Origin of the sequence: Streptomyces sp. NPDC050738, from assembly GCF_040654175.1 — a bacterium.
GTDB lineage: Bacteria > Actinomycetota > Actinomycetes > Streptomycetales > Streptomycetaceae > Streptomyces.
Genome location: NZ_JBFAHN010000002.1, coordinates 373,983 through 399,069, shown reverse-complemented (window position 1 = coordinate 399,069; position 25,087 = coordinate 373,983). Strand labels below are relative to the sequence as shown.

At 70.4% G+C, this 25,087-nt stretch carries 31 protein-coding genes; 22 read left to right on the top strand and 9 right to left on the bottom strand.

Translation table 11 applies throughout. From position 1 onward, the window contains the following. Positions 1-99: 99 nt before the first annotated feature. Positions 100-1,911 carry a CocE/NonD family hydrolase gene (locus AB0H78_RS06080; RefSeq protein WP_363233042.1) on the top strand — a complete coding sequence of 604 codons (1,812 nt, stop codon included), beginning with the start codon at positions 100-102 and terminating at the stop codon, positions 1,909-1,911. On the opposite strand, the gene AB0H78_RS06075 is transcribed toward AB0H78_RS06080, so the two are convergent. Together AB0H78_RS06075 and AB0H78_RS06070 are read right to left on the bottom strand one after the other, a co-directional pair. Next, positions 1,889-2,986, bottom strand: a complete 1,098-nt coding sequence (locus AB0H78_RS06075) for an adenosine deaminase (protein ID WP_363233041.1) — start codon at positions 2,984-2,986, stop codon at positions 1,889-1,891. The genes AB0H78_RS06080 and AB0H78_RS06075 overlap by 23 nt on opposite strands. 49 nt (positions 2,987-3,035) lie before the next feature. Continuing rightward, positions 3,036-3,770 (bottom strand): GntR family transcriptional regulator, encoded by a 735-nt coding sequence (locus AB0H78_RS06070; protein WP_363233040.1) that lies wholly within the window; start codon positions 3,768-3,770, stop codon positions 3,036-3,038. Positions 3,771-3,946: 176 nt separating this feature from the next. Here AB0H78_RS06070 and AB0H78_RS06065 point away from each other — a divergent pair, with 176 nt between their 5' ends. The 4 genes from AB0H78_RS06065 to AB0H78_RS06050 all read left to right on the top strand — a co-directional run bounded on the left by AB0H78_RS06065 (position 3,947) and on the right by AB0H78_RS06050 (position 6,307). Continuing rightward, positions 3,947-4,189 carry a LapA family protein gene (locus tag AB0H78_RS06065; RefSeq protein ID WP_363233039.1) on the top strand — a complete coding sequence of 81 codons (243 nt, stop codon included), beginning with the start codon at positions 3,947-3,949 and terminating at the stop codon, positions 4,187-4,189. Beyond that, the gene (locus AB0H78_RS06060; protein WP_363233038.1) at positions 4,186-4,515 is read left to right on the top strand and encodes a hypothetical protein; all 330 of its coding nucleotides are present in this window, start codon (positions 4,186-4,188) and stop codon (positions 4,513-4,515) included. The genes AB0H78_RS06065 and AB0H78_RS06060 overlap by 4 nt, the downstream gene beginning before the upstream one ends. 13 nt (positions 4,516-4,528) lie before the next feature. Continuing rightward, a complete protein-coding gene (locus AB0H78_RS06055; RefSeq protein WP_363233037.1) occupies positions 4,529-5,083 on the top strand; it encodes a GNAT family protein in 555 nt (184 codons plus the stop codon). Between the two features lie 78 nt (positions 5,084-5,161). Continuing rightward, a complete protein-coding gene (locus AB0H78_RS06050; protein ID WP_363233036.1) occupies positions 5,162-6,307 on the top strand; it encodes a hypothetical protein in 1,146 nt (381 codons plus the stop codon). Between the two features lie 17 nt (positions 6,308-6,324). On the opposite strand, the gene AB0H78_RS06045 is transcribed toward AB0H78_RS06050, so the two are convergent. Beyond that, complete coding sequence (locus tag AB0H78_RS06045; protein ID WP_363233035.1) at positions 6,325-6,660, bottom strand: DUF6204 family protein; 336 nt, start codon at positions 6,658-6,660, stop codon at positions 6,325-6,327. A 66-nt stretch (positions 6,661-6,726) separates the two neighbouring features. Here AB0H78_RS06045 and AB0H78_RS06040 point away from each other — a divergent pair, with 66 nt between their 5' ends. Both AB0H78_RS06040 and AB0H78_RS06035 read left to right on the top strand, forming a co-directional pair. Continuing rightward, entirely contained in the window at positions 6,727-7,623 is an 897-nt protein-coding gene (locus AB0H78_RS06040; protein ID WP_363233034.1) for an arginase family protein, read from the top strand. A 74-nt stretch (positions 7,624-7,697) separates the two neighbouring features. Next, a complete protein-coding gene (locus tag AB0H78_RS06035; RefSeq protein ID WP_363233033.1) occupies positions 7,698-9,665 on the top strand; it encodes a DUF5107 domain-containing protein in 1,968 nt (655 codons plus the stop codon). Between the two features lie 19 nt (positions 9,666-9,684). On the opposite strand, the gene AB0H78_RS06030 is transcribed toward AB0H78_RS06035, so the two are convergent. The 3 genes from AB0H78_RS06030 to AB0H78_RS06020 form a co-directional block, all read right to left on the bottom strand. Next, on the bottom strand, positions 9,685-10,275 hold the full coding sequence (locus AB0H78_RS06030; RefSeq protein WP_363233032.1) for a TIGR03086 family metal-binding protein: 591 nt from the start codon (positions 10,273-10,275) through the stop codon (positions 9,685-9,687). Continuing rightward, complete coding sequence (locus tag AB0H78_RS06025; protein WP_363233031.1) at positions 10,272-10,628, bottom strand: VOC family protein; 357 nt, start codon at positions 10,626-10,628, stop codon at positions 10,272-10,274. The genes AB0H78_RS06030 and AB0H78_RS06025 overlap by 4 nt, the downstream gene beginning before the upstream one ends. Before the next feature lie 69 nt (positions 10,629-10,697). Further along, on the bottom strand, positions 10,698-11,507 hold the full coding sequence (locus tag AB0H78_RS06020) for a class I SAM-dependent methyltransferase (RefSeq protein WP_363233030.1): 810 nt from the start codon (positions 11,505-11,507) through the stop codon (positions 10,698-10,700). A 142-nt stretch (positions 11,508-11,649) separates the two neighbouring features. Between AB0H78_RS06020 and AB0H78_RS06015 the strand changes: the two genes are divergently transcribed. After that, positions 11,650-11,994: a phage holin family protein gene (locus AB0H78_RS06015; RefSeq protein WP_363233029.1), complete on the top strand. Its 345-nt coding sequence runs from the start codon at positions 11,650-11,652 to the stop codon at positions 11,992-11,994. A 43-nt stretch (positions 11,995-12,037) separates the two neighbouring features. Then, positions 12,038-12,793 carry an MBL fold metallo-hydrolase gene (locus tag AB0H78_RS06010; protein WP_363233028.1) on the top strand — a complete coding sequence of 252 codons (756 nt, stop codon included), beginning with the start codon at positions 12,038-12,040 and terminating at the stop codon, positions 12,791-12,793. Between the two features lie 20 nt (positions 12,794-12,813). Here AB0H78_RS06010 and AB0H78_RS06005 read toward each other — a convergent pair whose 3' ends face one another. Further along, positions 12,814-13,917 (bottom strand): enolase C-terminal domain-like protein, encoded by a 1,104-nt coding sequence (locus tag AB0H78_RS06005; RefSeq protein WP_363233027.1) that lies wholly within the window; start codon positions 13,915-13,917, stop codon positions 12,814-12,816. Between the two features lie 153 nt (positions 13,918-14,070). On the opposite strand from AB0H78_RS06005, the gene AB0H78_RS06000 reads away from it, so the two are divergent. The 12 genes from AB0H78_RS06000 (at position 14,071) to AB0H78_RS05945 (ending at position 22,379) form a co-directional block, all read left to right on the top strand. Further along, on the top strand, positions 14,071-15,393 hold the full coding sequence (locus AB0H78_RS06000; RefSeq protein ID WP_363233026.1) for an NAD(P)/FAD-dependent oxidoreductase: 1,323 nt from the start codon (positions 14,071-14,073) through the stop codon (positions 15,391-15,393). A 1-nt stretch (position 15,394) separates the two neighbouring features. Beyond that, positions 15,395-17,257 carry a transketolase gene (locus tag AB0H78_RS05995; protein WP_363233025.1) on the top strand — a complete coding sequence of 621 codons (1,863 nt, stop codon included), beginning with the start codon at positions 15,395-15,397 and terminating at the stop codon, positions 17,255-17,257. A 71-nt stretch (positions 17,258-17,328) separates the two neighbouring features. Next, positions 17,329-17,676: a gas vesicle protein gene (locus tag AB0H78_RS05990; protein WP_363233024.1), complete on the top strand. Its 348-nt coding sequence runs from the start codon at positions 17,329-17,331 to the stop codon at positions 17,674-17,676. Positions 17,677-17,716: 40 nt separating this feature from the next. After that, positions 17,717-18,142, top strand: a complete 426-nt coding sequence (locus AB0H78_RS05985; protein WP_363233023.1) for a gas vesicle structural protein GvpA — start codon at positions 17,717-17,719, stop codon at positions 18,140-18,142. Then, positions 18,139-18,855 (top strand): GvpL/GvpF family gas vesicle protein, encoded by a 717-nt coding sequence (locus tag AB0H78_RS05980; protein WP_363233022.1) that lies wholly within the window; start codon positions 18,139-18,141, stop codon positions 18,853-18,855. The genes AB0H78_RS05985 and AB0H78_RS05980 overlap by 4 nt, the downstream gene beginning before the upstream one ends. Positions 18,856-18,861: 6 nt before the next feature. Then, the gene (locus AB0H78_RS05975; protein WP_363233021.1) at positions 18,862-19,098 is read left to right on the top strand and encodes a gas vesicle protein GvpG; all 237 of its coding nucleotides are present in this window, start codon (positions 18,862-18,864) and stop codon (positions 19,096-19,098) included. After that, on the top strand, positions 19,095-19,715 hold the full coding sequence (locus AB0H78_RS05970) for a DNA primase (RefSeq protein WP_363233020.1): 621 nt from the start codon (positions 19,095-19,097) through the stop codon (positions 19,713-19,715). Before AB0H78_RS05975 ends, AB0H78_RS05970 begins: the two co-directional genes overlap by 4 nt. Then, positions 19,708-20,796 (top strand): SRPBCC family protein, encoded by a 1,089-nt coding sequence (locus AB0H78_RS05965; protein ID WP_363233019.1) that lies wholly within the window; start codon positions 19,708-19,710, stop codon positions 20,794-20,796. The genes AB0H78_RS05970 and AB0H78_RS05965 overlap by 8 nt, the downstream gene beginning before the upstream one ends. Continuing rightward, on the top strand, positions 20,793-21,122 hold the full coding sequence (locus tag AB0H78_RS05960) for a gas vesicle protein (RefSeq protein WP_363233018.1): 330 nt from the start codon (positions 20,793-20,795) through the stop codon (positions 21,120-21,122). Before AB0H78_RS05965 ends, AB0H78_RS05960 begins: the two co-directional genes overlap by 4 nt. After that, the gene (locus AB0H78_RS05955; RefSeq protein WP_363233017.1) at positions 21,119-21,916 is read left to right on the top strand and encodes a GvpL/GvpF family gas vesicle protein; all 798 of its coding nucleotides are present in this window, start codon (positions 21,119-21,121) and stop codon (positions 21,914-21,916) included. Before AB0H78_RS05960 ends, AB0H78_RS05955 begins: the two co-directional genes overlap by 4 nt. Further along, positions 21,913-22,104, top strand: coding sequence for a gas vesicle protein (locus AB0H78_RS05950; RefSeq protein WP_363233016.1), 192 nt, complete (start codon positions 21,913-21,915; stop codon positions 22,102-22,104). Before AB0H78_RS05955 ends, AB0H78_RS05950 begins: the two co-directional genes overlap by 4 nt. Further along, positions 22,101-22,379: a gas vesicle protein K gene (locus AB0H78_RS05945; protein ID WP_363233015.1), complete on the top strand. Its 279-nt coding sequence runs from the start codon at positions 22,101-22,103 to the stop codon at positions 22,377-22,379. The genes AB0H78_RS05950 and AB0H78_RS05945 overlap by 4 nt, the downstream gene beginning before the upstream one ends. Before the next feature lie 59 nt (positions 22,380-22,438). On the opposite strand, the gene AB0H78_RS05940 is transcribed toward AB0H78_RS05945, so the two are convergent. Further along, positions 22,439-22,609 (bottom strand): hydrophobic protein, encoded by a 171-nt coding sequence (locus AB0H78_RS05940; RefSeq protein ID WP_363233014.1) that lies wholly within the window; start codon positions 22,607-22,609, stop codon positions 22,439-22,441. A gap of 61 nt (positions 22,610-22,670) precedes the next feature. Here AB0H78_RS05940 and AB0H78_RS05935 point away from each other — a divergent pair, with 61 nt between their 5' ends. Beyond that, positions 22,671-23,609, top strand: a complete 939-nt coding sequence (locus AB0H78_RS05935) for a cation diffusion facilitator family transporter (protein WP_363233013.1) — start codon at positions 22,671-22,673, stop codon at positions 23,607-23,609. On the opposite strand, the gene AB0H78_RS05930 is transcribed toward AB0H78_RS05935, so the two are convergent. Further along, positions 23,581-25,053 carry a phosphatase PAP2 family protein gene (locus AB0H78_RS05930; protein ID WP_363233012.1) on the bottom strand — a complete coding sequence of 491 codons (1,473 nt, stop codon included), beginning with the start codon at positions 25,051-25,053 and terminating at the stop codon, positions 23,581-23,583. The two genes, AB0H78_RS05935 and AB0H78_RS05930, sit on opposite strands and share 29 nt — an antisense overlap. Positions 25,054-25,087: the final 34 nt, after the last annotated feature.

The window sequence follows — 25,087 nt, the reverse complement described above, 5'->3', positions numbered from 1 at the left end:
CCGGAACTTCCCCCTCCTCAACAACTCTTGTCACGAGCGTTGACACAGGTGAGACACGTGTCACAGCATGAGCGCGGCGCCGTACCTACCGGTCGGTACATGGTCCTCAGTGTGGAGGTCGTCCTGTCCAGATCCCGTAAAGCGCTCGCGATGGCCATGGGTGCGGCGGCCATCGCCGCACCGCTGACGTTCTCCGGTCCGGCCAGCGCCACGACAGCCGAATACACCGTCACCCCGCTGAAGTTCACCGTCGAGGCGGGCGGCCGCAGCTGCACTGTGGACGCCGACCTCTACCGCCCGGCGGGCGTCGACAAGCAGCACACCGCACCCGCCATCCTCACCACCAACGGTTTCGGCGGCTCCAAGTCGGACGGCTCGACCGACGCCACCGCCAAGGCCTTCGCGGCCCGCGGTTATGTGGCGCTCGCCTACTCGGGCCTCGGCTTCGGCAAGTCCGGCTGCCTGATCTCCCTCGACGACCCGCGCATCGACGGCCGGGCGGCCTCCAAGCTCGTCGACTTCCTCGCGGGCAGCCTCGCCGCGGACGACGGCACCAAGGCCGACTACGTCACCCGCGACGGCCCGGGCGATCCCCGGGTGGGCATGCTCGGCGGGTCGTACGGCGGCGCGGTCCAGATGGCGGCGGCCTCGGTCGACCACCGTATCGACGCACTCGTCCCGATGATCACCTGGAACGACCTCTCCTACGCGCTCGACCCGAACAACGCGGGCCAGCGCAGGGGAGTCAGCTCCAACACGGCCGGAGTCTTCAAGTACCAGTGGTCCAACGGCTTCTACCTCATCGGGGAGAGCCAGCCGATCCTCGACCCCGGCAGCCTTGACCCGTCCCGCATCAACTCGCTGGCCTGTCTGCACTTCGTCACCCAGGCCTGCGACACGATGCGGCTGCTCAACTCCGGCAGCTACCCCGGCGACAAGACCGAGGCGATGCAGGACTACGCCCGCAGCGTCTCCCCGGTCTCGTACCTCAAGGGCGTCAAGGCACCCACGCTCCTGATCCAGGGCCAGACCGACAGCCTGTTCAACCTCAACGAGGCGACGGCGACGTACCGGACGCTACAGGCGCAGGGCACCGAGACCAAGATGATCTGGCAGTCCTGGGGCCACAGCGGCGGCCAGGCGCCGGGTGAACTCAACCTCGCCCAGGGCAATTTGGAGACCAGTTACACCGGGCAGCGGATCCTGTCCTGGTTCGACCGCTACCTCCAGCACAAGCGCTCCACCGACACCGGAGCGGAGTTCGCGTACTACCGCGCCTACCAGAGCGGCTACGGCGAGGCCCGCTCCGTCCCCGCCCTCTCCCAGAAGCTCTACCTCTCTGGTGACGGAAAGCTCGTCGACAACCGGCACAAGGTCGCCAGGGGCGCCCGTACGTACGCGAACCTGCTGATCCCCACCAGCCACTCCGAGTTCTCCCTCGGAGGGTCGCTCGGCATTCCCGACCCCAAGCCGTTCGACACCCCCGGCACCTACCTCGGCTGGTCGACGGCCCCGCTCACCGAAGCGGTCGACGTCGTCGGCTCGCCGAAGGCCACGCTCAAGGTCCTCTCGCCGGTGGCCGCGCACACCCAGCGCTCCGGCGACGCGGCGGACAAGCTGGTCCTCTTCGCCAAGGTCTACGACGTGGCGCCGGACGGCACCAAGACGCTGGTCAACCGGCTCGTCGCACCGGTTCGCGTGCCGGACGTGAACAAGCCGTTCACGGTGAACCTCCCCGCCATCGTGCACCGCTACGAGGCCGGGCACCGCCTGGAGTTCGTGATCGCCGCGAGCGACGACGCCTATGTCGGCAACCGGGGCATCAAGCCCGTGACGGTGGTCGGCGCCCCCGGACACGGATCCACGGGGGCGCTCGAACTCCCCGTCGTCAGCGGGTCGTTGAAGAACTGAGCGCCGAAGAACCGGGCGCCGAAGAACCGAGCGCCGCGTAGCCGGGGCGGATCACCTCGTCGATGATCCGCCTCCGCTCCGGCAGCGGCAGGAACGCCGCCTCGACGGCGGCGACCGTGAGCTCCTCGAAGACCTCGGGTCCGTAACCGAAGGCTTCCGCCATGTGCCGGAACTCCTGGCTCATGGTGGTGCCGGACACGAGGCGGTTGTCCGTGTTGAGCGTGACCCGGAAGCCGAGCCGCCGCAGCAGGTCCAGCGGGTGCGTGGCGTAGCTCTTGGCGGCACCCGTCTGGAGGTTGGAGGTCGGGCAGATCTCCAGGGTGATGCCGTTGTCGCGGATGTACGCGGCCAGGTGCCCCAGCGTGCCGTCCTCGGCGATGTCGTCGGTGATCCGCACCCCGTGCCCGATGCGCTCGGCGCCGCACACCTGCACCGCCTCGTGGACGGATTCGGCGCCGACGGCCTCGCCCGCGTGGATGGTGAAGTGGCAGTTGGCGCGCTTGAGGTGCTGGAAGGCCGGCAGATGGCGGGACGGCGGGTTGCCGATCTCGCCACCGGCGATGTCGAAGCCGGCCACCCCGTGCTCGCGGTGCGCGACGGCTCGCTCGGCTATCTCCAGCGACCGGTCGGTGTGCCGCATGCCGGTCAGCAGCGCGCGGACGGTGATCCGGCCGCCGCTGCGCCGCTCGCCCTCCCGGAACCCCGCATTGACGGCCTCGATGACCTCGTCCAGGGTGAGCCCGCGCTCCAGGTGCTGCTCGGGGGCGTACCGCACCTCGGCGTAGACGACACCGTCCGCCGCCAGGTCCTCGGCGCACTCCGCCGCGATCCGCTCCAGCGCCTCGCGGGTCTGCATCACCGCGCAGGTGTGGGCGAAGGTCTCCAGATACCGCTCCAGCGATCCGGAGTCCGCAGCGTCCCTGAACCAGAGCGCGAGCGCGTCGGGCTCCTCGGTGGGCAGAGCGGTGTATCCGGCCTCGCGGGCCAGCTCGACGATGGTCGCGGGGCGCAGTCCGCCGTCGAGGTGGTCGTGGAGTACGGCCTTGGGTGCGCGGAGGATGTCAGACAAGTGCATGAGCGGGGAGTGTAGAGCACGACATGGGAACTCCGCCGTGAGGGGCGTCTCAGTTCGACTGCAGCACCGGCAGGGCGGGCGCCCCGGTCGGCAGCATGTGCTTCGCCGCCAGTACGGGGACCTCCGCGCACCGTACGACCTGGGTGACCAGTACGGCCGGGGTGTCCGCCGCGCGCCCCAGCTGCTCACCGCGCCGCTGCCCCAGCAGCGTCGCGCTCACGCTGCTGCGCGCGGTCAGCCGCACCCCGCGCGAGGCCCCCACGAGCACGGCCAGCAGGGACGAGGCGGGCCCCTGCGCGGATGCCAGCGCTCCCGCGAACCCCGGATGCACCTTCTCCAGTACGTCGCCGGGGGCCGCCCACTCCTGGCTGAGCACGGCCGCCGCATCGTCCCCGGCCAGCAGGGACTCCCAGAAGGGGAGCACCGAACCGGCGGGTGCGAGCAACTGCTGGGTGGTGAAGTCGGTGGGCTCCTCCAGCGTGCGCAACAGCGGCCGCACCCTGGCCGCCAGCAGCTCCTCCAGAGGCTGGATGTGTTCGTAACCACGCCTGGGCGGGCTGTCGTTGACGGTTCGGCCGACCCCGCGGCGCACCGAGAGCAGCCCGTCCTCCTGGAGCAGCAGCAGCGCCTCGCGCAGCGCGGGCCGGCTCACGCCCAGCTCGGACGCGAGCTTCGGTTCCGAGGGCAGGGTCGAGCCCGGCGGGTAGGTCCCCGCGTTGATCGCGTCCGCGATCCGTTCGTACAGGACGACGACCGGCCTGCGCTGCTGTCCGCCGACTGCCACTGGAGCTCCTCACGCACCGGATGAAGCCACCATCTTCCCGGGCGCGCACTTGTCTGACAAGGAGGCTCGCGTTCGGATCGCTTCACCCGTACGGCCCGCTACCTGCCGCGCCCCGGCCCGTGGTCTGTCCATGCTGAACCCGGGGGCAGTGCCACACCCAGGAGAAGGGCCTGACCATGAGCCCCAAGGAAACGACGAGCAGCGGCAAGAGCGGCCTCAGCGGTCAGTTCACGCCGGCCAGGATCGCTGTGATCGCTCTCGCGGTCCTCGCGCTGATCTTCATCTTCGAGAACACCCGCCAGGTCAAGATCCGGCTGCTGATCCCCGAAGTCTCCATGCCGCTCTACATGGCCCTGCTCGCGATGTTCGTGGTCGGCGCGCTCTGCGGCGGCTATTTCTTCAGGAGGCGGAACAAGTGAAGCGTGCGGCAACGGTGACGGCGGGCATAGTCCTCGCCCTGACGGCCTCGATGGGCGCGGCCTCGGCGGCAGTGGCCGAATCGGGACCGCCCATGCCCGACTTCAAGGGCAGAGGCCTGATGAGCGTCTTCAACAACCTCGACTACCGCACGCATGTGGAGGTCCGCGACGTCAGCGGCACCCATCGCAATGTGCTCTGGCCCTTCAGCTGGAAGGTCTGCTCGCAGTCCCCGGCCGCCGGCACCAAGCTGGACGACCAGTCGGTCAGCATCGGTGTGGTGAAGACCGACGAGAAGTGCCCCAAGAAGGCCGCGCCGACCGGCTGAGTAACCTGGCGCCATGTCTGAAAACGTCGTGTATCTCGCCGAGGGCCCACGCGTGGGCATACGGACCTTCTCGCTCCAAGACGCGGAAGAGTTCACCGCGCTGGCCCGGGAGAGCCGTACCCTGCACCACCCGTGGCTCTTCCCGCCCACCGAGGACGCGGCGTACACGAGCTACGCGAAGCGGCTGATCGAGGACCCCACCAAGGCAGGGTTCCTTCTCTGCGAGCTCGACGGCGGAGCCCCGGGCCGTATAGCGGGCTTCATCAACATCAACAACATCGTCGAAGGCGCCTTTCTGAGCGGAGCGCTCGGATACGGCGCCTTCGCGCATGCCTCGGGCCGCGGCCTGATGGGCGAGGGGCTCGGCCTGGTGGTGCGGTACGTCTTCGGGACGCTGCGACTGCACCGGCTCGAGGTCAACATCCAGCCCTCCAACGAGGCGTCGATCGCCCTGGTGCGCAGGGCGGGCTTCCGGCTGGAGGGCTACTCGCCGGATTTCCTGCACATCGACGGGGCCTGGCGGGACCACGAACGCTGGGCGATCACCGCTGAGATGGTCACCGGCTGACCTCGTCCGGATTTGTGTTCGGGCCGTACCCACTGGTAAATCAACCGGGTTGACCGATCAGCCTGTGGGGGGCCCGAGATGACCGCAAGACCGCCAGCGCCCGAAGACGAACCGTCCCTGCCCGACGACGTGTGGGAGCGGTTCGAGCGGGACACCGAGGGGGCGATACGCACCTCAGCGCCCAAGGAGCCTTCGGCGCGTGCGCGCATGGTGACGGAGCGGCTGAGGCAGCAGGAGGCCGCCGGGGTCAGGCCCGAAGCCTGGCGCGCCGCACCGCTGGGCGGTACGAGGAAGCGCCGTCCCTGGCTGGCGGTGGCCGGATGCGTGGTGGCGGCGGGAGTGCTGCTGTTCGCACTGAACCCGTCGAAGGCGCTCGACCTCATCGACGGCTCGGGCGGCTCCGACGGCGCCGCGGGGGCGGGCGCCACGAGCGCACCGTCGCTCGGCGAGGAGACCGCACAGCCCTCTTCGGCGCCGACCGAGAAGTTCCCCGGGCAGCCGACCCTCGACGCACCGTTCACCGGCTCGCCCGCCCTGTCGTACGCCGACGGGGCCGCCGGGATCGTCGTGCCGAAGGGCCGGCCGGTCGGCGGCCTCTCCACGAAGCAGGTCGACTTCGCGCTGCGCAAGACCAAGGAGTTCCTCGTCGCCGCCGACCTCGACCCCCGCACCCTGCGCGGCGAGCGGCCCGCGAAGGCCATCTCCCTCCTCGACCCGCTGCAGCCCGAGATGCACACCCGGATCGAGACCGCGCTGCGTGCACCGGACCAGAAGCACGATCCGGTGACCCTCTTCAGCCGGTTCGATCCGAGCGAGGTGCGGCTCGTCGGCGATGTGGTCAAGACGCGCGGCCGGATGACCTTCTCCACCGGCAAGCAGGGCGGCGTCTACGTCCATGCCGACTACACCTTCGTCTACCCGCTGGTGAAGGCGGCCGAAGGGGCCGACCGGGTCGAAAGGACCGTGGTGCGCCGCGTCCTGGACGTGTCGCTCCTCGACCCGGCCCGCTATCGGGTCACTCCCGGCAAGCTGCAGATCGTCGAGTACCAGCAGGACATCGGAAATTCGGCGTGCGAGGTCTGGGACGGCTATCTGCACCCGCAGTTCGACGCCGACCGGCAGACGGGCCCAGCCCCGAGCGGACCGGCCGTCGATCCGTACGACCGCAGCAAGGGGATCGCAGCCGGGCAGACCGGGGGATGCGGCAGGCTCGCCCGTTCCTGAGGCGCTGGGGTCAGGGTTCAGCGGCCCTTGCGGTTGATCTTCATCGTGTCCATGTCGGTGACCGTCGAGCGCAGATCGCGGAAGCCGTGGCCGAGAGCCGTGAGCGAGGTCTCGGCGCGGTCCTCGGCGATCGCGCCGGCCATCTCCTCGCCGTCCGCCGCGTCCGAGACGACGACGTAGCGGTACGAGAAGTGCTTGAGCACGGCGTCGTAGGTGAGCGAGCCCTCCTCGGTGAACTGCATCCCGGCGAGGCCGTGTTCACCGGCCTCGGCGAGCAGCGTGCTGCGGGACGCGTCCGTCAGGCCGTCCCAGACCCCGCGGACGATCACCCGGTAGGTGTGGCTCGTGCTCATGCTGTGCTGCCCTCTCGTGGTCATCCGCCGTTGACGCACCAGGGTACGGCGCAGACGATGGGCCCCATGCGACGCATCGTGGTCATCGACGCCCCGTCCAACCTGGGGCTGCGGCCCCCGGCGCCCGGAACCGTCCCCGGCTGCTACAAGCTGGCCGGAGCGCTGCGCGAGCAGCGCCTGGTGCAGCGGCTCGGTGCGTACGAGGGCGGGGTCGTCGTGCCGCCCCGCTACGACCGCGGGAACTGGCAGGAGGGCGACGGCGTCTTCAACGCGGCCGCGATCGCCGCGTACACGCCCCGCCTCGCCGACCGCATCGAACACCATGTGCGGGCCGGGGACTTCCCCCTCGTCCTGGGCGGCGACTGCTCCATCCAGCTCGGCGCCTCGCTCGCGCTGCGCCGGATCGGCCGGTACGGCATCGCGGTGATCGACGGTTCTTCGGACTTCCGCCACCCGGGGAACTCGGACGGGGTCGGAGCGGCGGCGGGGGAGGAGCTGGCCATCGCCACCGGGCGCGGGCAGCGCGATCTCACCGACCTGGAGGGGCTCCGTCCGTACGTACGCGACGAGGACGTCCGGGTCTTCGGCATCCGTGACTACGACGAGGAGCGCGCGGAACTGGCCGAGTTGAAGATCCCGGTCATGACCGTCGGCGAACTGCGCCGGTGGGGTCTGTCCGAGCTCACCGACGGTGCCGTGCTGAGCCTCGAAGCGCCGGTGACCGAGGGCTTCTGGGTCCATCTCGACGCCGATGTCCTCGACCCGAGCATCATGCCCGCCGTCGACAGCCCCGACCCGGAGGGGCTGCTCCCCGACGAACTGCGGGTGTTGCTGGCGAGGCTGCTGCGCTCCGAGCGCTGCGTGGGCCTGAATCTGACCGTTTACGACCCGGACCTTGACCCCGAAGGGGTTGCGGGCGCCCTGCTCGCCGACCTCGTGGTGGACGCTTTTGCGCAATCCTGACCAGGGGAACCCCTGGTCAGCAGGGAGCGGCCAGTGTTCCATGGTCACCAAGGCAATGGATCGAGGAGGCTGCCTTGGCCACGACTGTGCGACATGCCGTACTGACCCTGCCCGCCGCCGCGTTGGGGCCGGAGAACCCGCTGCCGGCGCTCCGGCCGCTCGACGAGGCGCACGGTGTCGACACCGAGGGCCGCAGCGATCTCCCCCGGGACATGGCGCGGCAGATCGGCTACGAGCCGCTGCGCACCCTGCTGCCCGTCCGCGTCCTCGACGGATACGGACGCGAGCGCACGCCGACCGGCATCGATGCGATCGTGATCGAGAACGACCGTCTGCGGGTCACCGTCCTGCCCGGTCTCGGCGGCCGCATCCAGTCCCTCTTCCACAAGCCGACCGGCCGTGAACTGCTCTACCGCAACCCGGTGCTGCAGCCCGCCGACTTCGCCCTCAACGGCGCCTGGTTCTCCGGTGGCATCGAGTGGAACATCGGCGCCACCGGCCACACCACCCTCACCTGCGCCCCGCTCCACGCCGCCCTGGTCCCCGCCCCCGACGGCGGCGAGATGGTCCGCCTCTGGGAGTGGGAGCGGCTGCGCGACCTTCCGTACCAGATCGACCTGTGGCTCCCCGCCGACTCCGACTTCCTGTACGTCGGCGTCCGCATACGCAACCCGCACGAGCACGCCGTCCCCACCTACTGGTGGTCCAACATCGCCGTCCCCGAGGACGAGACGACGCGCATCGTCGCCCCCGCCGACGAGGCCTGGCACTTCGGCTACGAACGCAGCCTGCGCCGGGTCCCCGTACCGGAACTGGACGGCATCGACCGCAGCTACCCGCTGCGCAGCGAGCACGCCGCCGACTACTTCTACGAGCTCCCCGACGGCGCCCGCCGCTGGATCACCTCCCTCGACGCGACCGGCCAGGGCCTCGTCCAGACCTCCACCGACCAACTGCGCGGCCGCAAGCTCTTCCTGTGGGGCTCGGGGTCCGGCGGCCGCCGCTGGCAGGAGTGGCTGACCGAACCGGGCACACCGGGGTACGCGGAGATCCAGGCCGGCCTCGCCCGCACCCAGCTGGAGCACCTCAAGCTGGAGGCGGGCGCGGAGTTCAGCTGGCTGGAGGCGTACGGGCCCCTTTCCACCGACCCCGCGACAGTGCACGGCGCCGACTGGACCGCCGCCCGCGGCGAGGCCGAGGCGAGCCTGGAGGCGGCACTGCCCCGCGCCCAGGTCGACGCGGCGTACGAGGCCTGGCTTCCGTACGCCGACCACGAGCCCACCGAGACCCTGGCCACCGGATCCGGCTGGGGTGCGCTGGAGGTCCTGCGCGCGGGACACAAGCTCCCCGGCACCCCCTTCGAGGAGTCCACGCTCGACGAAGAGCAGGCCCCCTGGCTGGAGTTGTACCGCTCGGGGACCTTCCCCGTGCCCCGGCGCGTCATCCCGCCAGGTCCCACCCTGGTGGCCCCGCACTGGCGCGACATGCTGGAGACCGCCCCCGCCGAGCCGCTCACCGAGTACCACCTCGGTGTCGCCCAGTGGCATGCGGGCGACAGCGCTCAGGCGGTGCGCAGCTGGGAGCGCGGCCTCCAACTGGCCCCATCCCGCTGGCCGTTGCTCCGCTGCCTGGCCGTCGCCGACCAGTGCGAGGGGAATCCGGGACGGGCCGCGGACCGCTACACCGAAGCGTTCGACGACTTCTGCGAGGAGCGCCGCGAGGCGCCCGTCTGGCGGGCGGTCGCTGCGGCTCTCGGCCGGGAGGCGATCGAGGCGCTGCTGACCGCGGGCCGCACCGCCGAGGCCCGTACGGTCTTCGAACGCCTGAGGCCGGCCGTCACGGAACGAGGCCGGTTCCGCTTCATCGAGGCCCAACTCCTGCTCGCCGAAGGCGACATCGAGGCGGTACGCGCGATCTTCGAGGCGGGCTTCGAGGTCGCCGACCTCCGCGAAGGGGCCGAGATCCTGGGCGACATGTGGTCCACGGTCTCCGGCGAACCGCTGCCGCAGGCGTACGACTTCCGGATGCGCCCGGGGTCCTGAGCCCGGGCGCCGTCGCGGCTCAGCCCCAGCGGGGATCGCGCCCGAGCAGGGTCAGGATCCGGTCGAAGGCCTTCGCGCCCGGCGCGTTGTCCAGCCCGGGCGCGAACGACGCGCCCGGCGCCTTGCGGGAGGCGTCGTCAGGGACCGCCTCGGCGATCGGGATGCCCGCCGCGAGGACCTCTTCGTCGAACGTGATCGGGGCGCCGACCGACACCGCGACGTCCCAGCCGTGGACCACGTAGTCGATGAAGTGGAAGCCGACCGCGATCCGGCCGGGAAGCGTGATCCCGTCACGGACCTCGGGAAGCCAGAAGTCCCTTTCCAGGACGCCGGGTTCGCCGAAGGCGGCGAGCACGTCGGCGGCCGATGCGGCGAATCCGGCGGGCGGGTCCTCGTCCACCGGGCGGTCGGCGAAGACCGAGGCGTCGGAGCGCTCGCCGCGGGCCACGGCGGCGAATCCGTGGTTCTGGCCGGTCATATGGGCCAGCAGCCGGGAGAGGTTCCACTCCCCGCAGGGGGTGGGGAGCGCCAGCTGGTCGGGGCGGACCGTGGCGACGACCTCCGTCGTGGTCTCCATGACGCGGCGGTGGAGTGCGATGAGGTCGCTCATGAGGTGGGCGCCTTCCTGTCGACGTACTCGAAGACGGATCCGTCGGGGTGCACCGCTATCAGATTGCGGCCGACCGGAGTCGCGACCGGACCGACGAGGATGTGCGCGCCGACGTCGGTGAGGGTGGCGCGAGCGTCGTCGACGTCCTTCACCGCGATGGTCGCCGTCACCTTGCGGAGGATCTCCAGCTCCGACTCGGGGCCGCTCATCAGGAGGAAGCAGCCGATCGCGGCGACCGAGACGCCGCCGCGTTCGAAGCGCAGCGCCCGGGCGCCGGTGAGGCGTTCGTAGAAGAACACCGAAGTCTCGAGGTCGTCGACGCAGATACGCAACGTGGTGCCGAGAATCTCCATGCCCGCCAGGGTAGTTGGCGGGGACGGACCGCGTGATCGAATGGTCCGGTCCGGCCCCGCACCGCCACCTCAGACGCGGCAGAGGATCTCGCCGTGCGGGACCATGTACCAGGCGTCGTCGTCCGCCGCCCAGGTGTGCCAGGCCCCGGAGATCGCCTCCAGCCCGTCCGCCGTCGCGTGCCCGCCGTCGACCGCCAGCTGTGCGTAGACGGATGCGGTCGTACGGTCCGCCCACAGCCCGCCCCACCAGGCGCGCTCATCGGGAGTGGCGAAGACCCAGGTCGAAGCGGTGGACGTGATGTCCTCCAGGCCGGCCGCCCGCGCCCAGGACCGCAGCCGGCGTCCGGCGTTCGGCTCGCCGCCGTTCGAGCGGGCCACCTTCTGGTAGAGGGCGGCCCACTCGTCCAGGCCCGGAGACTGCGGGAACCAGGTGAAGGCGCCGTAGTCGGAGTCGCGTACCGCGATGATGCCGCCCGGCTTGGTCACCCGGCGCATCTCGCGCAGCGCCTGCACCGGGTCACCGACGTGCTGCAGCACCTGGTGGGCGTGGACCACACAGAAGGTGTCGTCGGGATAGTCCAGCGCGTTGGTGTCCGCGACGGCGAAGTCCGTGTTGTCCAGGCCGCGTTCGGCGGCCAGCGCCCGTGCCTGCTCGACGATCCCGGCGGCGATGTCCACTCCGGTGACATGGCCCTGGGGGACCAGTGCGGCCAGATCGGCGGTGATGGTGCCGGGGCCGCAGCCGATGTCCAGGATCTTCATATGGGGCTTCAGCTCACCGAGCAGGTACGCCGCCGAGTTCTCCGCGGTGCGCCAGGTGTGCGAGCGCAGTACGGATGCGTGGTGGCCGTGCGTGTATACGGCTGTCTCCTTCGACATGGCCGGACTCCCTTTCGGTGAACTCCCTTTGTGGTGCACTCACTTTATGACCTTGCGCCAAATAATGAGATCCCCATCTCGCGATGTGGACCGAGCGGGCTTCGTCGCGTTAGCCGCCGGACGCGGCGGGTACGCGTGCTCCATGGATACGAACCTGTCGGAGAACGTCGCCCAGGTCGTCCGCGAGACGCTCAAGGACGAGCTGCGCGAACAGACCAGGAAACAACGTCACACGGCACGGCTGTACGCCGGCGCGGGTGCGGCGGGGCTCTATGGAGGGGCCGCCCTCATCGCCTTCCTCGTCCTCGCCCTGGCCATCGTGCTGCCCGCCTGGGCGGCCGCGCTGATCGTGGGCGCCCTGCTGCTCGGGGCGGCCGTGATGCTCAAGCAGGCGGCGAAACAGGAGTCCCGTCCGGCCGTCGCCGACGCGCCGCCCATGCCGTCCGAGGCCCCGCCCATCCCCACCCAGGCACCGCGCAGGACCTGACCTGCGCGGGAACAGCGGGGCCCGCGGCCGCGTTGCGTCGGGTATGAGCCAACTGAGCGTGCAGTACGTCGGCGGCCCGACCGCCCTCCTGGAGATCGGTGGCACACGCCTGCTCACCGACCCCACCTTCGATGCCCCCGGCGACTACCCGCTCGGTGACCGCAAGCTCGTCAAGACGGCGGGCCCCGCGCTCACCGCCGAGGAGACCGGAGCGGTCGACGCGGTGCTGCTGTCGCACGACCAGCACCCCGACAACCTCGACCGCGCGGGCCGCGCCCACCTCTCCCGTGTTCCCCTGGTGCTGACCACGGCCGCCGCACGCGAGCGCCTCGGCGACGTGGTCACCGCGCTGCCCAACGGCGAGACGTACGAGATAGGCGACGTGCGCGTCACCGGCGTCCGCGCCCAGCACGGCCCCGACGGCACCGACCACCTCACCGGCGAGGTCACCGGTTTCGTCCTGCACGGCGACGGGCTGCCCACGGTCTACGTGAGCGGGGACAACGCCTCGCTCGACGTGGTCCGTGACATCGCGACCCGCTTCGGGCCTGTCGACGTGGCCGTCCTCTTCGCCGGCGGGGCACAGACCCCGCTGCTGGGGGACGCCTATCTCACCCTGCCCAGCGCGGCGGCCGCAGAGGCCGCGCGGATCCTGGGCGCGCGCCATGTCGTACCGCTGCACTTCGAGCAGTGGGGGCACTTCAGCCAGGGCCCGGACACGCTGGTCGACGCCTTCGCGGAGGCGGGCCTGAGCGACAGGCTGCACCTGCTGAAGCCGGGGGAGACCTTCGCGCTGTAGCTGTGGCCGGCGTACTCCGGCTAGGCGATCCGGTACGGCTCGGCGGCCTCATGGCGCAGGGACAGGCCATGACCCGGCGAGCCGCCCGGCGCCACCGTGCCACCCGTCGGGTCCAGCACCCCGTCGAAGAGCATCGCCTCGACCCTGGCATGGTCGTGGAACCACTCCAGATGCCGGAGATTGGGGACGGCCGCAGCCGCGTGCACATGCGCGTGCGGGGCGCCACGGGTGGACACCTGCAGACCGTGCGCCTTGGCGACGGCCGCCGCGCGCAGGAACTCCGTGAGCCCTCCGCATCGCGTCGCGTCGATCTGCAGGCAGTCGACGGCTCCACCGCCCGCGAGCCGGGCGAACTGCGGCGGAGTGCAGGCGTGTCCGCCCGCCGTCACATCGCAGGACACCGCGTCGCGCACCAGGCGCAGCCCCGCGAGGTCCTCGGGGTCGACCGGCTCCTCGAACCAGTCGACGCCCTGCTCGGCGAGGGCCAGGCCCACCCGTACCGCCTGCTTGCGCTGGTAGGCGCCCGCCGAGTCGACGTACAACTCGGCCTGCCTGCCGATCACTTCACGCGCCAGCCTGGTCCGCTCCAGGTCGCGCCGGACGGACCGCCCGCAGGACTCGCCGATCTTGATCTTGACGCGGGGGATGGACTGGCCGTGCACCCAGCCGTTGAGCTGGGAGGCGAGATGGGTGTCGTGGTACGTGGTGAACCCGCCGCTGCCGTAGACCGGCACGGACGCGCGGGCCGCGCCCAGGAGCCGTATGAGCGGCAGGTCCAGGAGCCGGGCCTTGAGGTCCCACAGAGCCAGGTCCACGGCGGAGATCGCACAGGAGGCGACCCCCGACCGGCCGGCGGCGTGGACCGTGCGGCACATCACCTCGTGCAGCGCGGCGATGTCGAAGACGTCCGATCCCATCAAGGCGGGGCCCAGTTGCTCCTGGGCGAGGGCGCCGGCGGACAGCGGCGCGTAGCTCCAGCCGGTGCCGTACGTCGTGCCCGACCGTGCCTCGACGATCACCACCTTCGTGGTGTCCCAGGCGGACGTGCCGTCCGCTTCCGGGGCGTCGGTGGGAACGGTGTACGCCGACACCATCATTTGTTCCAGGGGGAGTTGATGCTTCATGGCCTGCTCGCCAGACGTGGGGGAGGTGTCTCTGGTAGGCGGGTGTCCGCGTCCGGCGCGCGGAAACCCGCCCGGCACGGTGTTTGACGGCCGCTGCCCCGGGCACGCGGCAAGTCCGTCCGTACGACCCCAAACCGTCACCCGGAGTCGAACGTGAACCGACCGCGCGTCGTCGTCGTAGGAGCCGGATTCGCCGGCTTCGAAACCGCCCGCACTCTCTCCCGGCTCGTCCGCGACAAAGCCGAGATCGTGCTGCTCAACTCGACCGACTACTTCCTCTACCTGCCCCTGCTGCCGCAGGTCGCCGCCGGAATCCTGGAGCCGCGCAGGGTCACCGTCTCCCTGCCGGGGACGCTGCCCCACGTGCGCCTGGTTCTCGGCGAGGCGGACGGCGTCGACCTCGACGCCCGGCAGGTGCGCTACACGGGCCCCGAAGGGAACACCGGCACGCTGGAGTACGACCGGCTCGTCCTGGCCGTCGGCAGCGTCAACAAACTTCTGCCCGTGCCGGGGATCGCCGAACACGCCCACGGCTTCCGCGGGATTCCCGAGGCGCTCTACCTCCGCGACCACATCACCCGCCAGATCGAGCTCGCCGCCGGGGCCGCGGACCCGGACGAGTGCGGCGCGCGCTGCACCTTCGTGGTCGTCGGCGCCGGCTACACAGGCACCGAAGTCGCCGCGCAGGGCAAGCTGTTCACCGATGCGCTGGTCCGCAAGCAGCCGGGGTGGAAGGGGCGCGAGAAGCCGCGCTGGCTCCTCCTGGACATCGCGGACCGGCTGCTGCCCGAGCTCGACCGGCGGCTCTCCACGACCGCCGACCGGGTGCTGCGGCGGCGCGGCGTGGACGTCCGTACCGGAACCTCCGTCAAGGAGGCGACCGCCGACGGAGTCCTGCTGGACGACGGCGAGTTCATCGACACCCGGACCCTGGTCTGGTGCGTGGGCGTACGCCCCGATCCGCTCGTCTCGGACGTCGGGCTGCCCGTCGAGCGCGGGCGGCTGCTCGTCGACCCGCAGCTGAACGTCCCCGGCCGCTCCGAAGTCTTCGCCTGCGGGGACGCGGCGGCCGTCCCCGACCTCACCCGGCCCGGCGAGTTCACGCCGATGACCGCACAGCACGCCGGCCGCCAGGGAAAGGTGGCCGGCCGCAATGTCGCCGCATCGCTCGGATTCGGCGAACGGCACACCTACAAACACAACGACCTGGGCTTCGTGGTCGACCTCGGCGGGGTGCAGGCCGCCGCCAACCCGCTCGGCGTGCCGCTCTCCGGGCCGCTCGCCTCCGCGGTGACCTACGGCTACCACCTCGCCGCCATGCCGGGAAACCGGGTGCGCGTCGCGGCCGACTGGATGCTGGAGGCGGTACTGCCGCGCCAAGCGGTCCAGTTGGGCCTCGTGCGCTCCGGTTCGGTGCCGCTGGACAGCTCGGCACCGGAACTCGCGCGCGTACCCGGAGCCCCCGGAAAGGACTGAGATGAGCACCACCGACCCCGCCGAGAACCTCGAACTCACCGAACTGGGACAGCAGTTGCGCGTGGACGCCGTACGGGCGGCGGACGCGGCAGGCTCCGGCCACCCCACCTCCTCCATGTCGGCGGCCGACCTCGCCGCCGTGCTCCTCACCCGCCACCTCCACTACGACTTCGACCAGCCCGAGCACCCCGGCAACGACCGCTTCGTCCTTTCCAAGGGCCATGCGTCGCCGCTCCTGTACGCGATGTACCGGGCGGCCGGAGCCGTCGACGACGAGGAACTGCTCACCTTCCGCCGCCACGGCAGCCGGCTCGAAGGCCACCCCACACCGCGCATCCCGTGGGTGGACGTGGCGACAGGCTCGCTCGGCCAGGGACTTCCCGTCGGGGTCGGCATGGCGCTCGCGGGCAAGAGGCTCGATCAACTCCCTTACCGCGTATGGGTGTTGAGCGGAGACAGCGAGATGGCCGAAGGCTCCGTCTGGGAGGCGGCCGAGCATGCGGCGTACGAGAACCTCGACAACCTCACGCTCGTCGTCGACGTCAACCGTCTCGGCCAGCGCGGCCCCACCCGTCACCAGCGCGATCTGGCGGCGTACGGCCGCAGGCTGCGCGGTTTCGGCTGGCACACCATCGAGATCGACGGACACGACGTCGATGCGATCGACCTGGCATACGCGGAGGCCCGCTCCACCGAGGGGCAGCCCACCGCGATCATCGCGGGCACCCGCAAGGGGCGCGGTGTCGCCGCCGTGGAGGACCGCGAAGGCATGCACGGCAAACCGCTGCCGGACGCGGAGGCCGCGATCGAGGAGCTCGGCGGCCCGCGCTTCGTCCAGGTCGACGTCGCGAAGCCGGACGCGGCACACCTGCCCCGCACGGACCGCAGCGGCCATCTGACGCTTCCCCGCTACGAGTTGGGGGAGAAGGTCGCCACCCGTGATGCCTACGGACAGGCGCTCACCGCCCTCGGCACGGCCTACAGCGATGTCGTCGCCCTCGACGGCGAGGTCGGCGACTCGACGCGCACGGAGTTCTTCGCCAAGGAACACCCCGACCGCTACTTCGAGTGCTACATCGCCGAACAGCAGTTGGTCGCCGCGGCCGTGGGCATGCAGGCACGCGGCTACACTCCCTACGCCTGCACCTTCGCCGCCTTCCTCACCCGGGCGCACGACTTCGTCCGGATGGCGGCGATCAGCGGCGCCGAGCTGAACCTGGTGGGCTCGCACGCGGGCGTCGCCATCGGCCAGGACGGGCCGTCCCAGATGGGCCTGGAGGACCTGGCGATGTTCCGCTCGGTGCACGGCTCCACCGTCCTGTACCCCTGCGACGCCCCGCAGGCGGCCAAGCTGGTCGCCGAGATGGCCGGGGCGCGGGGCATCCGCTACCTCCGTACCGACCGGGGCGAAACCCCGGTGATCTACGGCCCCGACGAGACCTTCCCCATCGGCGGCAGCAAGGTGCTGCGCTCCGGGAGCGAGGACGCCGCGACCCTGATCGGGGCGGGCCACACGCTCCACGCCTGCCTGCGCGCGGCCGCGATCCTCGCCACGGAAGGCATCGAGGTACGGGTGATCGACCTCTACTCGGTCAAGCCGGTGGACGAGGCGACCTTGCGCACGGCGGCGGACGAGACGGGCGCTCTGGTGACCGTGGAGGACCACCACCCCGAGGGAGGCATCGGCGACGCGGTGGCCGAGGCCTTCGCGGACGGCCGCCCCGCGCCGCGCCTGGTGCGTATGGCCGTACGGAACATGCCGGGATCGGCCACACCCGAGGAGCAGCAGTCCGCGGCGGGCATCGACGCCGACAGCGTCGCGGCCACGGTCCGGCTGCTGGTCGAACGCGCGGTGGTGGCCTGACGGCCGCGCCCACCGTGTTTGGGCGCGGAGAGTAGGGCTACCCGCAAGGGCGAGGGGGTGGCGAAAACGCCATGACGAACTCAGCCGACACGAACAACACAGCGGACGAAGCGCCGAAGAAGAGGACCCAGAGCCGGCACCGGCCCGCCCGGCAGCGCCGGGCGAGCGCCGTGGAGGTGCTGCGCGAAGCGCGCAAGCAACTCGAGGAACTCACCGGGATGCAGGCCGAATCGGTCTCGTCCTTCGAGCGCTCCGAGGACGGCTGGCTGCTCAAGATCGAGGTCCTGGAACTGGCCAGGGTTCCCGACACGATGAGCCTGCTCGCCTCGTACGAGGTCGAGCTCGGCCCGGACGACGAACTCGTCGGCTACCGGCGCATCCGCCGCTACGAACGCGGCCGGGCGGACCGAAACGCCTGACCGCACCCACCATCGTCAAGAAGGTAAGGAGGGCCGGTCCATGACCGTTGTCCCGGCACAGCAAGGAGGAGGCGGAGGCGGCACCAGCGGCCTCTACGACGTCCTGGAGCTAGTTCTCGACCGAGGTCTGGTGATTGATGCGTTCGTGCGTGTCTCGCTCGTCGGTATCGAGATTCTGAAGATCGACATCCGCATCGTGGTCGCCAGTGTCGACACCTATCTGCGGTTCGCGGAAGCGTGCAACCGACTCGACCTGGAGACCGGCGCCAACAAGAGCCCGGGGCTGCCCGAGATCGTCGGCGACATGACCGAGTCCGGTGCGCGCGGCAAGACCAAGGGCGCCCTGTCGGGAGCCGCGCAGACCGTCTCGGACGCGTTCCAGCAGGCCCGTGACGGGGGCGGCGAGCGCGAGGAGCGCCCGCGTGCCCGTCGTACGACCTCCCGCCGGAAGGAGGAGCAGGAATGAGCACCTACGTCTACGGAATCGCCCGCGCCGACCACCCCAACCTCCCCGAGGCGATGGGCGGGGTCGGCGACCCGGCACAGCCGGTGCGCGCCCTGAAGCAGGGCAAGCTGATCGCCCTGGTCAGCGACGCACCCGACAATCTGCGGCCCAAGCGCCGCGATCTGCTGGCCCACCAGAACGTCCTGGCCGAAGCCGGCGCCGCGGGCCCTGTCCTGCCGATGCGCTTCGGCGGCGTCTCGACCGACGACGACCAGGTCAAGTCCGTGCTCGCCGAGCGCGAGCAGCACTACCTGGAGCGGCTCGACGCCCTCGACGGCAAGGTCGAGTACAACCTCAAGGCGTCCCACGACGAAGAGGCCGTACTGCACCAGGTGCTCGCCGAGGACCCGGAGCTGCGCACCCTCAGCGAGGCCAACAGGGCCGCCGGCGGAGGAACGTACGAGCAGAAGCTGCGGCTCGGCGAGCGCGTCGTCGCCGCCGTCCAGCTGCGCGAGGCCAAGGACGCCACCCTGGTGCAGCAGGCACTGGAAGGCACTTCGGAGACCGTCAACATCGGTCCGGAGAGCACAGGTTGGCTGGCGAACGTGTCGTTCCTGGTGAAGCAGGACAAGGCGGATGAATTCGTCGCAGCCGTCGGCGCGCTCCAGAAGGAGCAGCCGCAGCTGATCATCCAGATCCACGGTCCGCTGCCTCCGTACAGCTTCGTGGAATGAGCTGACATGGGCCTGCTGGGAGAGCTGCTGCTCCTGCCCGTCGCACCCGTCCGCGGCACCGCCTGGGTGCTGCGGCAGGTGGTCGACGAGGCGGAGCGGCAGTACTACGACCCCTCGGCCATACAGCGCGAACTCGCCGCCCTGGAGCAGGAACTCCTGGCGGGCGAGATCGACGAGGCCGAATTCGACCGGCGCGAGGACGAGCTTCTCGCGCGACTGGAGAACAGGAATACCCAAGCATGAACAATCGACTGGTACTCGGACTCGCCGTCGGCGGGGGCTATCTGCTCGGCCGGACGAAGAAGGCGAAGCTCGCCTTCGGCATCGGCACCCTGGTGATGGGCAAGAAGCTGCAGCTCAGCCCGCGTGCGCTCGCCGAGTTCGCGACACAACAGCTCCAGAACAACCCGCAGTTGAAGGTGATAGGCGACCAGCTGCGCGGCGACCTGCGCGGTGTCGGCAAGGCCGCCACCGGCGCGCTCGTCACCCGCCAGGTCAACGGTCTCGCGGACCGGCTGCACGACCGCACGCTGGGTGTGCAGGACCGGATCTCCGGTGTCTCCGACCAACTGCCCGACGTCCCCGGCAAGAGCAAGAAGAAGGACGCCGAGCCGCAGGCGGAAGACCAGGAACAGGAGCAGGACCAGGAGCGGGACGAAGGCCGGGAGGAACAAGAGGACCGGGAGGAGCGCAAGGAGCGCCCCGCCCCGCGCAGGGCCAAGAAGACGGCGTCCGCATCCTCCGGTACGGCCAAGAAGACCGCCCGCTCCACCGCGAAGAAGACCACCGCGAGCAGGGCCCCGGCACGCAAGACAGCGGCCAAGAAGACCGCGTCGAGGGGAGGCCGGGACCATGGCTGACGCCAAGTCGATGCTGGGCGTGGACCAGGACGCCGCCCAGAAACTGAAGAGCGAACTGCAGGGATATCTCGCGGCCCAGGCCGTGAACCTGCTGACCTCGGCGGGCCGCAAGCTCGGCGAGTCCACGCTCAAGCTCAACGACATCGCCGAGGGCAACAGCCCCGGCTTCGCCAAGCTCGCTCTCGAAGGCGGACGCAAGTTCGCCGAGGGCAAGGGCCCGGTGCGCGGGGCCCTGGAGATCGGAGCGTCGCACTTGAAGGACAACGTCAAGAACGTCTTCAAGAACATCGGCGGCAAGAAGAACCGCAAGGGCGGCGGTGGCAAGAAGCCCGTCGTCATCATGGAGTCCATCGACGTCGGTGTGCCGGTACGCGACGCCTACGACCAGTGGACCCGCTACCAGGACTTCTCCACCTTCGCCAAGGGGGTCAAGAGCGCCTCCACCGCCGACGACACCACGTCGGACTGGCAGCTCAAGGTCTTCTGGTCCAGCCGGAGTTACAAGGCGCACGTCAAGGAGCAGATCCCGGACGCGCGTATCTCCTGGACCTCCGAGGGCGCCAAGGGAACCACCAAGGGCGTCGTCACCTTCCACCCGCTGGGCGACAGCATCACCCGGATCCTGCTGGTCATCGAGTACTACCCCAAGGGGCTCTTCGAGAAGACCGGCAACATCTGGCGCGCCCAGGGCCGGCGGGCCCGGCTCGACCTCAAGCACTTCGCCCGGCACATCGCGATGCGCGGAGAGGCCGACGAGGGCTGGCGCGGCGAGATCCAGGACGGCGAAGTGGTCCGCACGCACGAGGACGCGGTCGCCGAAGAGGAGGAGCAGAAGGAGCAGGAGGAGCAGGAGGCTCTGGACGCGCAGGGCGAGGAGGAGGAAGACGGCGAGCCTCGCGAGGAGTACGACGAGGAGGAAGCGCCGGAGGAGGAGTACGCCGACGAGGAGGAGGGCGAGGAGCCCGAGGCCGAGGCGTACGACGACGAAGAGGGCGAGTACGAAGAGGAAGAGGAGCCCGGCGAGGAGGACACGCGCAAGCAGCGTGAATACGCCGGCTCGACCGGTCGGGGCCGTCGATGACGAGCCCGGCCAGAATGTCCGACCCGTACGGCTCCGGAGGCAGCGCGAATCTCGCCGACATTCTGGAGCGCGTACTGGACAAGGGCATCGTGATCGCGGGAGACATCAAAATCAATCTCCTCGATATCGAGCTGCTCACGATCAAACTCCGATTGATCGTCGCTTCCATCGACAAGGCGAAGGAAATGGGCATCGACTGGTGGGAGGACGACCCGTCGCTCTCCTCCGGCGCCCGGCGCCGTCAACTGGCCGACGAAAACGACCGGTTGCAGCACCGCATAGCCGAGCTGGAGGCGGCTCGGGAAACAACAGAGGACCGCGCATGAACGAAAACCATTTGCGCTATGTGTACGCCGTGACCCGCTCCTTCGACTCCGTCCTCCCCGACGGTGTCCGAGGGCTCGACGGCGAGCCGCCCCGGTTCCTGCACCACGGCGACCTGGTCGCCGTGGTCAGCCCGGTGCCGGCCGACGACTTCAACGAGATTCCCCTCCGGGCCCATCTGGAGGACCTCGACTGGCTCACCACGACCGCCCGCACCCATCAGGCGGTCGTCTCCGCGCTGACCACCGTCACCTGTCCGCTGCCGCTGCGTCTGGCCACGGTCTGCCGCGACGACAGCGGGGTACGGCGGCTGCTGGAGGACGGCCACGACCGTTTCGTCCAGACGCTGGAGCGCCTCGACGGGCGGGTCGAGTGGGGTGTGAAGGTGTACGCCGACAGCCTCCCGGGCGCCGACGCGCAACCGGAGCCCGAGGGGGAGCCGGCGCCCGTACTCAAGACCGGCGCCGGCAGCGGCCGCGACTATCTGCGCCGCCGCCTCCAGGAGCGGAACACCCGCGAGACCGGCTGGGAGCGCGCCGACGAGGTGTCGCGCCGGCTGCACGCCGAGCTCAGCCTGCGTGCGGAGGCCGACACGCTGCACCGCCCCCAGCAGGCCGATCTGCCCGGCGCGAGCGGCCACAACGTCCTCAACGCCGCCTATCTGGTGGCGCGCGAGAGCAGCGAGGCGTTCGTCGAGGAACTCGACCGCCTCAGGTCGCAGACGCCCGGCGTACGCGTCGAACTGACCGGCCCCTGGGCCCCGTACTCCTTCGCCGGCACTCCGGAGGACCGGTGACCTCCCCGCTCGCGCAGCGCGAGCTGGCGCTGGTCGACCTGCTGGACCGCCTGCTGGCGGGCGGCGTGGTGATCGCGGGGGATCTCACCCTGCGGATCGCGGATGTGGACCTCGTACGGATCGACCTCAACGCCCTGATCAGCTCGGTCAACGCCGAGGTCCCCTCACCCTTCGAGGAGCCGCTGTGAGCAAGCGTGTGGAGCTCGACCCCGACACCGTGGAGCGCGACCTGTCACGGCTCGTGCTGACCGTCGTGGAGCTGCTGCGTCAGCTGATGGAGCGCCAGGCCCTGCGCCGCATGGAGACCGGCGAGCTCACCGAGGAGCAGGAGGAGCGGATCGGCATGACGCTGATGCTGCTCGACGACCGCATGGGAATTCTGCGCGACAAATTCGGCCTGGAACCGGAGGACCTCAATATCGATCTGGGGCCTCTCGGGCCCCTGCTCCCCACACAGCAATGAACACGGCAGCACGAAAAGGGCGGCGACCCGGAGGCCGCCGCCCTTTTCGCTTGCTTTCATTACCACCTGTACCAGCGGGACCGTGTACCTGTATGCGAAGTGCTCCGCATCACGAACCCCAGCAGCCAGACGACCAGTACGGCGATCGCCACCCACCAGAGAATCTTCACGGCGAATCCGACACCGAAAAGCAGCAGTGCGAGAAGCAGAACGAGTATGACGGGAACCATAGTTGTACCTCCTTGGAATCATCGAGTGCCCGCAATTCCCCCTCATACACGGAGAGTTGATGTGACCGAGAACTCCTCCGACCGGAAAACACGGATCACCGTGCTGGTCGCACTCATCGCGAATCTCGTCATCGCCGTCGCCAAGGCGGTCGGCGGGGCATTCGCCGGATCACCCGCGCTGCTCTCCGAGGCGGCGCACTCGGTCGCCGACAGCCTCAACGAGGTCTTCCTCCTCGCCGCCCTGCGCCGCAGCCGCAAGCCCGCGGACCGCAAACACCCCTTCGGCTACGGCAAGGAGCGCTATTTCTGGTCGCTGCTCGCCGCCGTGGGCATCTTCGTCATGGGCGGCTGCTTCTCGGTCCTCCAGGGGATCGAGGCGCTGCGCGGAGGCAACCACGAGGAATCGACCGGTGCCTACATCGCCGGCCTGATCGTCCTGTTCGTCGCCCTGCTCGCCGAGGGCACCTCGCTCGCCCGCGCGATCTTCCAGGTGCGCGGCCAGGAGGGCGGCATCGGCAAGGACCCCGCCCTGCGCACCGTCATCGCCGAGGACGGCACAGCGGTGCTGGGGGTCCTGCTCGCCATGGGCGGCATGGCCCTGCACATGGTGACCAAGCAGGTCGTCTGGGAGGCCTCGGCCTCCCTCGCCATCGGTGTGCTCCTGGTGTACGTCGCCTACCGGCTCGGCAAGGACGCCAGGACGCAGCTCATCGGCGAGGCCGCGGACCCCGAACTGCGCGGTCGCATCGAGGAGTTGCTGAAGGCCCAGCCGGAGATCGACGTGGTGGAGACGCTGCTCACCATGCGGCTCGGGATGGACTCGACCCTGGTCGCCGCGCGGATCGACCTGGTGCCGGGAATGGACAGCGAGCACGTGGAGGAGGTCTCGATGCGGATCAGGAGCTCCATCCAGAACACCTGGCCGGAAGCCGACCAGGTGTTCCTCGATGTGACGGACGCGCCGACCGCCGCTACAGCGGAAGCGGCCGGTACACCGTGAGTGCCTCGATCTCCTTGTCGATGGTCAACTCCGAGGGCGCGGCGGTCACTTCACCGTCGTAGGCGAGAGAGGTGCCCGGCGCGAGGCCCGCGATCCGTACCCGGCGCAGCCGCTCGGCCGCATGGACGGGCGAGCGGGAGAGCGGACCCGCGAGCGCGGCGGCCAGCAGCCGCAGTCCGGGCAGGCGGCCGCCGCGCACCACCCGTACGTCGAGCAGCCCGTCGGCCAGGTCGAACCGGCGCCCGGGCGTCGGCCCCATCCGCTGGTACATGCAGTTGCCCGCGAAGAGCATCCACAACGCGACGCGCTTGCCGCGCAGTTCGGCCTCCAGCGGCCGCTGGTCGGTGAGTGTCTTCACCGCCGCGAGCACGCCGGCCGGCCAGCCCCCGATCCGCGGCGACCAGTGCTCGCGCACCCGCACCATCTCGGGGTAGACGCCGATGCTGAAGGTGTTGAGGAAGTAGCCGTGCGCGGTGTCCTCGGGGCCGGGGGAGAAGCGCCCCAGATCCACCTTGACGGCGTCCCCGGACGCCAGCGCCCGGCAGGTGTCGTGGACCTCCTCGATCCCGATGTCGTACGCGAAGTGGTTGAGCGTGCCGCCAGGAAAGACCGCGAGGGGAACACCCTCCCGGGCGGCGACCACCGCGGCCCGGTTGACCGTTCCGTCGCCGCCGCAGATCCCCAGCGCCCGGCCGCGCCGCGCGGCCTTCTCGAGCGCGGCGGTCACCTCCTCCGGCGCACACTCCAGGATCTCGGCGGCCGGCAGCGCGTCCCGTACGAGGGCGGCCTTGGCCGTCGCCGAACCCGACGCCTTGTTGACCACGACCACCAGGTCCTTGCCCGCGGGCAGCTTCGGGGCGTCGGTGTGCGGTCGGCCCGGCGCGGGGATCTGGTCACGCGTGGGGACGAGTCCCCGTACGGCGAAAGCGGCGCCCACGCCCAGCGCGGCACCGATCAGCACATCGCTCGGATAGTGCACCCCGGTGTAGACACGGGACGCGGCCACCGAGAACGCGACCGGCGCGACCACGGCGCCCCAGCCCTTCGACTCCAGGGCGACACCAGTGGCGAAGGCGGCCGCCGACGCGGCGTGCCCGGAGGGGAAGGACGTGGTGATGGGCTGGCGCTTGAGCTGTCGTATCACCGGTACGGCGTCCAGTATCGGCCGGGACCTGCGCACCGAACGCTTGGCGACGGTGTTCACCACCGCGGAGGCCACCGCCAGCGAGGCGATGCCGCGCACCGCGGCCCGGCGGGCCCGGGTGGAGCCGCCGACAGTGGCGATGCCCGCCGCCGCCCCGGCCCAGAGCAGCCCATGGTTGGCGCCCCTGCTGAGCCGGGGCAGCACACGCTCGGCGCCCGGCCAGTGCCGGCTCGCCGCGAAGTGGAAGAGCGAGCGGTCCTGCGTGCTGAGCCAGGCCGCCGGAGTGACATTGGGAGACATGGTGACCAGCCTCTCCCGCGACCGCGTATCCATG